Raw genomic sequence first — 8934 nt, 5'->3', positions numbered from 1 at the left:
CGGCCCGGCCGCGGAGCGGACCGGGGTCGGCGCCCGGAACCGGGCGGGGGCGGCCGGCCCGGCGAGTGAGGGCTCGGCCCCTGTTCGTCACAGGCCACGACTCATCGTCGTCCCCGGTCCGCCGTCAGCAGCCGCCACCGCAACGTGCCGCGCTCCCCCGTAGCGGCGCCCACCGGCCGGGGCTCGGTGCCTCTCCCGTCCCGTTCACCGGCGCGTACTCCGGCGGCACGGGTCGGCCTCCCCACCGCCCGGCTGGTCCGCCCGGCCCCCCGCAGTGGGGCCGTTGGGCCCTGGCCGCGCGGCCGGGGGCCCGGGATCCTGGTCGCCGGTATGCGCCGGCTGGGAGTGGAAGGGCCTGGGGATGGGCGAGTTGGTCACGGTGAGGGCGTTCGAGGGGCTGACCGGCGAGGTCCTGGCCGAGACGCGGGCCCGGGTGGCCGCCGCGGCGGCGACTCCGGGGGTCGGGACGCTGGTGGAGGCCCTGCGGGTCCGGCTCGCGGCCGTGGCCGGGGGCGTGCTGGCGCAGGTGAACGCCGAGGTGGACGGTCGGCGGATCCGCGTCCAGGAGGCCGCGGCCGGGCTGGGCGACTCGATCGACCGGGTGAGCGACGCGCTGCGCGGCAGGATCAGGGCCGTCACCGGGGCCTGGTCACCGCGCCCCTGGCCGGGCCACCGTGCGCCGGACTCCGGTGGGCGGGCCTCCGGCGGGCCGGGCGGCGGGGCCGTCCGCGAGCTCCGGGTGGTCCGCCGCAAGGAGCCCTCGCTGGTGTGGTGCTCGCCGGCGGCCGCCGCCCGGACCATGGACGCGATGGACTACGACATCCACCTGTTCACCGATCCGGCGACCGAGACCGACGCCGTGGTCTACCGGGTCGGGCCGACCGGCTACCGCCTCGCCCGTACCGTCCCCGCCGGTCCGCCCGGCCGCCGGACCTCGCCGATCACCCTCAGCCCGCACGGCGCGCCCCGGCTGACGGAGGCGCAGGCCGTCGACCGGCTGGCGGGCGCGGAGCTGCCGTTCCTGTTCTTCGCCCACCCGGTCAGCGGCCGGGGCCGGGTGCTCTACCGCCGCTTCGACGGCCGGCTCGGCCTGATCGCCGGGCACGCCTGACGGCCACGGGGCCCTTTCCAGCACCCCTGACCCTTGGGCGGAACCGCGCCGCGCCCCCGCCGAGCGGTCGCTCGACGGGGGCGCGGCGTGCGCTCGGGGAGGGCGCGTCACATGTTGATCATGTGACCGGCGAGGCCGTGGATGGCCTCCTTGACCGCCTCGCCCAGGGTCGGGTGGGCGTGCACGTTGCGGGCGACCTCGTGGACGGTCAGGTCCCACTGCTGGGCCAGCGTCAGCTCCGGCAGCAGCTCCGTGACCTCGGGGCCGATCAGGTGGGCGCCGAGCAGCTCGCCGTGGGTGCTGTCGCTGATGACCTTGACGAAGCCGATCGGGTGGCCGAGCCCGTGCGCCTTGCCGTTGGCGGTGAACGGGAACTTGGCGACCTTGACGTCGTAGCCCAGGTCGCGGGCCTGCGCCTCGGTGTAGCCGAAGGAGGCGATCTGCGGCTGGCAGTAGGTGGCGCGCGGGATCATGGCGAAGTCGACCTCCATGGTCTCCGCCCCGCCGATGGTCTCGGCGGCGATCACGGCCATCGTCTCGGCGGCGTGCGCGAGCATCAGCTTGGCGGTCACGTCGCCGATCGCGAAGATGTGCTCGACGCTGGTGCGGCCGCGGCCGTCCACCGCGATGGCGTTGCGGTCGGTGAGCTTGACCCCGGTGTTCTCCAGGCCGTAGCCGTTGACCCGCGGCGCGAAGCCGATCGCCTGGAGCACCTTGTCGGCCTCCAGCACCTGCTGCTGGCCGTCCTTGGTGACGGTGACCCGGACCTTGGCGGTCGGGTCGCTGTCGTCGATCGACTCGACCCGGGTGGAGGTCAGCACCTCGATGCCCAGCTTGCGGTACTGCTTGGCCAGTTCGGTGGAGACCTCGACGTCCTCCAACGGCACCACGCGGTCCAGGAACTCGACGATGGTGACCTTCACGCCGTAGTTGTGCAGCACGTAGGCGAACTCGACGCCGATCGCGCCGGCGCCCGCGATGATGATGCTCTCCGGCAGCTGCTCGGTGAGGATCTGCTCCTCGTAGGTGACCACGCGGTCGCTCAGGCTGGTGCCGGGCAGCAGGCGGGTGGTGGCACCGGCGGCGATGACGCAGTGGTCGAAGGTGACGACGTCGAAGCCGCCGCCGCTGAGCGCGACCTGGAGGGTGTGGTCGTCGACGAAGGTGCCCCAGCCGTCGTACTCGGTGATGCCGTTCTTCTTCATCAGGTAGTGGACGCCCTTGACCCGGCCGTCGGCCACCGACCGGCTGCGCCGGAAGGCCTCGCCGAAGTCGAAGGTCACCTGGCCCTCGACCTTGATGCCGAAGGTCTTGGCCTCCTTGGTGAAGATGTGGGCGAGCTCGGCGTTGCGCAGCAGGGCCTTGGAGGGGATGCAGCCGACGTTGAGGCAGACGCCGCCCCAGTACTTGGCCTCGATGACCGCGACCTTCAGCCCCAGCTGGGCCGAACGGACGGCGGCGGTGTAGCCGCCCGGGCCCGCGCCGAGGACGACGACGTCGTAGTGCGTGCTCATGTTGCTGACTCCTCCGAGGGTGTCACGGTGTCGTGATCTCGGTCCCATGGTGTCAGGACCGTGCTCGGCGCACCCACCGGGTCTCGGCGGATGCGCCCCGCGCGGCACCGTACCGGCCCGCGGCCGGATTTGTCAGCGGTCTCCGCTACGGTGACGGCACCCGTGGCCACCAGGGGCGATGACGGAGGGAGGTCCCGGATGGAGCAGTCGCGTACGGCGGTCGGGTGGGCCCGCCGGCCAGGGGTGGCGGTGGGCCCACCCGGGCGTCAGGCCGCCACCCCGTGGGAGCGGTCGCCGTTGGTGCCGCCGATACCCGTCGCGCCCGCGCCGGCGCCGGGCGCCGCCTTCGCGGCCGGGCGCTGGGCCGGGACGGGCCGGTGCAGCGAGGAGAGGTCCCAGGCGTAGGTGCCGACGGCGTTCGCGATCACGTCGATGTTGACGTCGAAGGCGCCCATGTCGATGTTGCCCAGGTTGTCGCAGGCCTTGTGGTAGCACGGGTCGTACGCGACGCCGGCCGTACCGCCGTAACGGGCCGCCTGCTCCGGGGACTTGACCTTCTCGGCACCGGTGTCGGTGCCGCCGGCCGGGATGCCCGCGTCGATGAACGGACCGTAGTCGGAGCGGCCGTCGAAGGCGGTCGGGTCGTGCGGCAGGCCCCGGCCCTCCAGGTAGCCGTTGATGTCCCGCTCCAGCTGGGCCGAGCCCTCGGGGCCCGCGTCTCCGCCGGCGCTGCCGGAGCCGTTGTAGACGAACTGCGCGTAGTTGGGGGAAGCGATCATGTCGAAGTTGAGGTAGAGGCTGATCTTCTTCTTCTCCGCGTCGGAGAGGGAGTTCACGTACTTCTCGGCGCCCTTGAGGCCGAACTCCTCGGCCGACCACCAGGCGAACCTGACCTTGTTCTTCACCGGGTGGACGCTGAGGTTCTTCGCGACCTCCAGGATTCCGGCCGTGCCGGAGCCGTTGTCGTTGATGCCCGGCCCCTCGGGGACGGAGTCGAGGTGCGCGCCGACCATCACGGTGTGGTTCGGGTCGCCGCCGCGGGTCTCGGCGATGACGTTCCAGGTCTTGCGCTGCTCCATGAAGGTGCGGATGTCCAGGGTCACCCGGACGGGCCCGGCGGCGGCCTGGGCGGCCAGCGCCTCGCCCGCGGCCTCGGTGATCCCGCCGGTCGGGATCCTCCCCGCCGTCGGCTCGCTGAGCGTCCCGTTGAGGCTGCCCTCGGTGTTGTTGTAGATGATCGCCCCGGCCGCCCCCGCGCCGGCCGCGGCGGCCTGCTTCTCGGCGAAGCTGCACCCGCCGCGCCGGATCAGGGCGATCTTGCCGGTGAAGGCGCCCGCCGGGTAGTCGGCGGGCGTGCAGCCGGTGGTGGCACCGACCGGAGCGACCGCCAGGTCCGCGGTCAGGCCCGTCCCCGGACCGCTCACCGAGTACGTCATGGCGATCACCGGCACCGGCTCGGCCTTCGGGGAGACCACGTCGAGGTGCTCGGAGCGGGCCTCGAAGTAGGTGTAGACGAACTCCTGCTTGGACACGTTGAGTCCGGCCCGCCGCGCCTGCTCGTAGACGTACTGCGCGGACTGGTCGTGCCCCTTCGAACCGGCCGGCCGGGTACCGCCGTTGCGGTCCGCGATCAGCTGGAGCGCGGCCAGCGTGGCCCGGGCGTCCCGGGCGCTGCTCGCCTCGACCAGCCGGGAGGCCAGCTTGGCGCCCTTGCGCGCCGGGTCCGGGTCGGCCGAGGCGCTGCCGGCGCCGGCCAGCAGCAGCGGGGCGACCAGGGCGGCGACGGTCAGGGCGGCGCCCGCACTCCGCCGGGTGACGGCGGTTCGCGGGCGTCCTGGGGAGGTGGTGCGGTCGTACGGGGTGGAACGGTCGAGTGGGGTGGAACGGTCGAGCGGCGAGGTGGAGCGACGGGTGCGCAGCATCAGGGCGACTCCTTCCGACGGGCCGTGAGGGTCATGATTGGACATGATCGGAATCCCGTTGCCAAGCCTTTACGCACACCTTGCGGGATGCGGACCGCAGCGCACGCGGCGATATTGGAGGGGTGGGGGCGTCTCATCCAGGAGTGTGACCAGATGTCCATGATGGATAAGCTCAAGAGCCTGCTGAAGGGCCACGAGGACCAGGCCGACAAGGCCGTCGACAAGGCGGGCGACGCCGTCGACCAGCGCACCGAGGGCAAGTACAGCGGGCAGGTCGACGCCGCCCAGGAGCAGCTCAAGAACCAGTTCCGCGACCAGCCGCCCCAGTAGCGGCGGCTCCGCGGGGCGCCGGCCCGGCTGACCCCGGCCGGGCCGGGGTCGGTCTCAGTCGCCTGACCCGTCGCCCTACGCGTCGCCCTACGCGTCCGTGCCGTCCGCGCCGCAGTTCTCGCAGGGGCCCGGGCCGGGCCGGTCACGCAGCCGTCCGCACTCCGGGCACACCCGGTCCAGCCAGCAGGCCGGCTCGCCGCCTTCGTCCACGTGATCGGTCACGCGATCGATTCTGCCCGGGCATCGGTGCGGCTGCGAGTAGACACTGTCCACACGCAACTGGCCGCCTCGACGCGCTCGCCCGCGCCTACCTCGGCTTCGCGGTCGCCAACCCCGGCATGTTCGAGCTGATGTCTAGTCACGACCTGCCGGAGGGCCGCGGCGTCGAACTCCGCCGCACCACCCTGCCGCTGTTCCTCACCTTCGTCGGCCTGGTCACCGAGGTGCACCCGCAGTCCGACGATCCGGCCGCCGCCACCGCCGCCCTCTGGTCCAACCTGCACGGCCTCGCCCAACTGCGCACCTGGGGTAGCCTGCGCCTCATCACCGGCGACGACTCCGTCGAGCCACTGCTGCGCGCCACGCTGGACGCCCACCTCGGCCCCTCCGCCCGGTGAACCCGCCACGGCACCACCGGGGGCTCGTCCTGGCCACGAGCATCACCGGCGCCGTCCCGTCCGACCCGTTCAAACACGCTCGGGGAACGGCACTTTCATGATCACTTGGGTGCGCAAGGCGCGGCAGCACAGCCGGGTCGGCCGCAGACCGGTGACACAGCCACACTCAGCGCCCTTGTTGCGGATGGCCGCCCCTGGTACTGGGCCGCAGGGCCCTGCCCTCCTGGCACCGTCCCGGGAGCGGGGAGGCCTGCAGCTCGACTCGAATCCGCCGCTCCCGCCAACGCACTGCGCGACACGGAGGCCTCGCGCAGCACAAGAAGGAGTTCCGGTGGCTCGCCAGGACGACGTCGGCAGGTTCCTGTACTGGTCCGACCGACAGGTGCGCGGTCTGGCCGGCGACAACGGGATCTCGCTCGGGAAGTGGACGCTGACCTCGGTTGGCATGCCGTCATCGGTCGGTGGTGCCCCTGTACCGCAGGTGTCGGCGGCTCCGCCGGCCAAGGAGCCGGACCGCCGGGAGATGGCGATCCGCATCCGCAAGGCCTTGGGCCCGCAGACAGCGGTGACCTTCGACTCGCCGCCGCCCGCCCAGTTCGCCGAAGGCGTCGGCCGAGTCGAGTTCGCGCGCTTCATCGGCGGGCCTGCCCGGGACAAGGGTCTACTGCTTCACACCCGGACCCACAGTTCCAGCGGGCAGCGAGTCGACCTGGTCCTGTTCGGCAGCCTCGACAACACGCCCCACTTCAGAGCGTCCGACGCGCCGGAGAGCGGGTGGTCCTCGTCGGCGTGGTTCGCGGTGTCGAACCTGCTGGAGGCCCGACGCGCTGATCCGGAGTCCTTCTGGGGCGACTCGCAGGCTCTGGCCGTCGAAGCGCTGAAGATCGCCCTGTACCAGGGCAGTTCACGCCCCGATGAAGAGCACGCAGGCCGCCCCTGGACTCGTGGGTTCACCCTCGGCTCCGCAGACCGCTGCGAGTGGTTCGCCGTGATCTACGAGGACATCGTCCTCGACCCCGGGCGCTGGACCTTCCACGATGAGGGGCTGGTCGGCACGGAGCGCATCCTGATCGGCGCCCCGGTCTGGGTCCGCACGGCGAGTCCGGAGTCGCTCATCCGATACGCCGAGCTTCGGCAAGCAGACAACGCTCCGAGACAACGACGCCTCCGGGTCTGGCCGTTCGGGCGCCGCCGCACCACACCCGCCGAGCTCGGCCCGCCCGCGTCGCCGAGATAGCGACGCGGACAGCGGCGCAATGAACCCCGCGACAAGGTCCTCGACCTTTCCGGGGACTCACCTCCGCCCGTCCGCTGCGTTCACTCCGGGAGGACGTCAGGCCGCGGGGACGCTGGTCGCCGCGCGGCTGACCGGACGGGCGGCCGGACCGACGGCCGGTGGGGCTGCCGGCCGGGCCGCCGGTCCGACGTCGGGCGCGCGGCCGGAGTCCGTCGGCCGGCGCTGAGCAACGCCCGTGCCGTCAGACCCCGGTTTGGTTCACACCCCGGTGGCGCCGTCGACGGACTCCCGGAGCAGGTCGGCGTGGCCGTTGTGGCGGGCGTACTCCTCGATCAGATGCACCAGGATCCAGCGCAGCGAGACGCTGTCCGCGCCGATCACCGCGGCGACCTGCGGGGAGAGCGGGCCGGCCGCCTCCAGCGGCTTGTCCGCGGTCAGCTCCCGGCCCCGGTCGACCTCCGTCTGCCAGTCCCGCAGCGCCTCGGCCATCCCGCGCGCCGGGTCCAGCCCGTAGCCGTCGGCGTTGTCCGCGCCGTACACCGGCGGGACGTCCTGCCCGGCGAACACCCGCTGGTACCAGGTGCGTTCGACCTCGGCGAGGTGCTGAACCAGGCCCAGCAGGGTCATCGTGGACGGTGGGACGGACGCCAGTCGCACCTGGTGGTCGTCGAGGCCGTCGGCCTTCCGGGCGAGCGTGGCCCGCTGGAAGTCCAACCAGTTCTCCAGCGTGGTGCGTTCATCGGTGTGCGGGGGCGGGATCGGCCGCCCGTCCGGGGTGTGTGCCATGGCCCCCACCCTGGCACACACCACCGACAGTCCCCCGCGGACTCCGCGACCGTGTCAGTGTGGCGAGCAGCGCGAGCTGCACGGCCGCGCCCACCGCAGGCCCGAGCCACACCCCCGACACCCCCAGCGGCCCGGACAGGGCCGCCGAGGCGGCGAGTTGGGTCCCGAGACCGAGCAGGACGGAGACCACCAGCGGGCGCCCGGCGCCCGCCGCCTGGTGCACTCCGCCGACCGCCACCACCAGCGCGTACGGCAGCAGGTAGAGGGCCGCCGAGCGCAGGAAGCCGACGGACTGCGCGGCCACCGCCCGGTCCTCGGTGAAGAGCGCGGTCAGCGGCACGGCGAGCGTGACGGCGAGCAGCGCCGCCACCCCACCGAGCAGCGCGGCGAGGCGTCCGGTGGCGCGGCGCAGGGTGTGCAGCGCGGCGACCTCTCCCGCACCGGTCAGCCGTGCCGCCTCGATCGCGGCGGCCTGGCGCAGCGCGTAGAAGGCCATGGTGGCGACGAGCAGGACGCGGTAGCCGAGGCCGTAGCCGGCCACCGCCGCGACGCCGAAGCCCGCGACCAGGCCGAGTTGGGCGGTTCCGACGGCCATCCGGGCGGTGAAGTCCAGACCGAACGGTGCGCCCGCGCGCAGGATGTGTACCGCCGCCGCGCCCGCTCCCCCGGTGCCGCCGGGGTCCTGCGGCCGCGGTTCCTCGCGTCTCACCGGCTGCGGATCCGCGTGTGACCCCGGCTGCCGCAGTCGCCGCCCGCGCCGCACTCGCAGGGTGACGGCGAGGGCGATCGCCCGGGAGAGGACCAGGGCCAGGGCGGCGCCCGGCACGCCGAGGGCGGGCAGCGGCCCCGGGCCGAGGATCAGCAGGGGGTCGAGGAGGAGCAGCAGCGCGTTGGAGAGCAGGGCGATCCGCATCGGGGTGCGGGTGTCGCCCGCGCCCTTGAACAGCTCGTCGGCGACGCGCTGGCCGACGAAGAGCGCGAAGGCCGGGAACGCGACGGCGAGGTAACCGGCGGCCTGCTCGGCGGCTTCGCCGTCCAGGAAGGCGCCTGCCAGGCGGTCGCGCAGCAGGAAGCCGGGGACGGCGAGCGCCGCGCTGACAGCGGCACAGAGCCGCCAGGCCGCGCGGGTGGTCCGGGCGGCTTCGGCGTGGTCGCCGGCACCGAGGGCGTGGGAGAGCCTGACGCTGGTGCCGGAGGCGACCACCAGGACCAGGCCGAGCAGCAGGTTCTCGACGGTGCCGGCCAGGGTGACGGCGGCGACCGCGGCCCCGCCGAGACCGGCCACCCAGAGGGCCCCGATCACCGAGGCGATCACCCCGGACAGCAGTTCCGCGTAGACGGGTACCGCCAATGCCGTGAGTCGGCGCAACTGGCCGCGCATGCCCTTCCATACCTTTCTTCGTGGGATCGTTCTGGT

Annotated in this window: 9 protein-coding genes; 4 read left to right on the top strand and 5 right to left on the bottom strand. The window is 73.3% G+C overall.

Annotated elements, in window-relative coordinates; translation table 11 throughout:
- Window positions 1-361: 361 nt before the first annotated feature.
- The gene (locus AE652_RS27775) at window positions 362-1111 is read left to right on the top strand and encodes a sigma 54 modulation/S30EA ribosomal C-terminal domain-containing protein (protein ID WP_049656312.1); all 750 of its coding nucleotides are present in this window, start codon (window positions 362-364) and stop codon (window positions 1109-1111) included.
- A 107-nt stretch (window positions 1112-1218) separates the two neighbouring features.
- On the opposite strand, the gene lpdA is transcribed toward AE652_RS27775, so the two are convergent.
- Window positions 1219-2625 (bottom strand): dihydrolipoyl dehydrogenase, encoded by a 1407-nt coding sequence (gene lpdA, locus AE652_RS27770; RefSeq protein ID WP_049656311.1) that lies wholly within the window; start codon window positions 2623-2625, stop codon window positions 1219-1221.
- Between the two features lie 266 nt (window positions 2626-2891).
- The gene (locus AE652_RS27765; protein WP_053112300.1) at window positions 2892-4547 is read right to left on the bottom strand and encodes a M28 family peptidase; all 1656 of its coding nucleotides are present in this window, start codon (window positions 4545-4547) and stop codon (window positions 2892-2894) included.
- Window positions 4548-4700: 153 nt separating this feature from the next.
- On the opposite strand from AE652_RS27765, the gene AE652_RS27760 reads away from it, so the two are divergent.
- Window positions 4701-4877, top strand: a complete 177-nt coding sequence (locus tag AE652_RS27760) for an antitoxin (protein ID WP_049656309.1) — start codon at window positions 4701-4703, stop codon at window positions 4875-4877.
- 87 nt (window positions 4878-4964) lie between these two features.
- Here AE652_RS27760 and AE652_RS49080 read toward each other — a convergent pair whose 3' ends face one another.
- A complete protein-coding gene (locus tag AE652_RS49080) occupies window positions 4965-5099 on the bottom strand; it encodes a hypothetical protein (protein WP_255357455.1) in 135 nt (44 codons plus the stop codon).
- Window positions 5100-5119: 20 nt separating this feature from the next.
- Here AE652_RS49080 and AE652_RS27750 point away from each other — a divergent pair, with 20 nt between their 5' ends.
- Window positions 5120-5494, top strand: coding sequence for a TetR-like C-terminal domain-containing protein (locus AE652_RS27750; protein WP_159028571.1), 375 nt, complete (start codon window positions 5120-5122; stop codon window positions 5492-5494).
- A 331-nt stretch (window positions 5495-5825) separates the two neighbouring features.
- A complete protein-coding gene (locus tag AE652_RS27745; protein WP_049656307.1) occupies window positions 5826-6731 on the top strand; it encodes a hypothetical protein in 906 nt (301 codons plus the stop codon).
- 258 nt (window positions 6732-6989) lie between these two features.
- On the opposite strand, the gene AE652_RS27740 is transcribed toward AE652_RS27745, so the two are convergent.
- Window positions 6990-7517 (bottom strand): DinB family protein, encoded by a 528-nt coding sequence (locus AE652_RS27740; protein WP_049656313.1) that lies wholly within the window; start codon window positions 7515-7517, stop codon window positions 6990-6992.
- On the bottom strand, window positions 7468-8898 hold the full coding sequence (locus tag AE652_RS27735) for an MATE family efflux transporter (protein ID WP_234348564.1): 1431 nt from the start codon (window positions 8896-8898) through the stop codon (window positions 7468-7470). Before AE652_RS27735 ends, AE652_RS27740 begins: the two co-directional genes overlap by 50 nt.
- Between the last annotated feature and the right edge of the window lie 36 nt (window positions 8899-8934).

The sequence above is a fragment of the Kitasatospora sp. MY 5-36 genome (assembly GCF_001182915.1).
GTDB lineage: Bacteria > Actinomycetota > Actinomycetes > Streptomycetales > Streptomycetaceae > Kitasatospora.
This window is presented reverse-complemented; position numbering and strand designations above follow the sequence as displayed.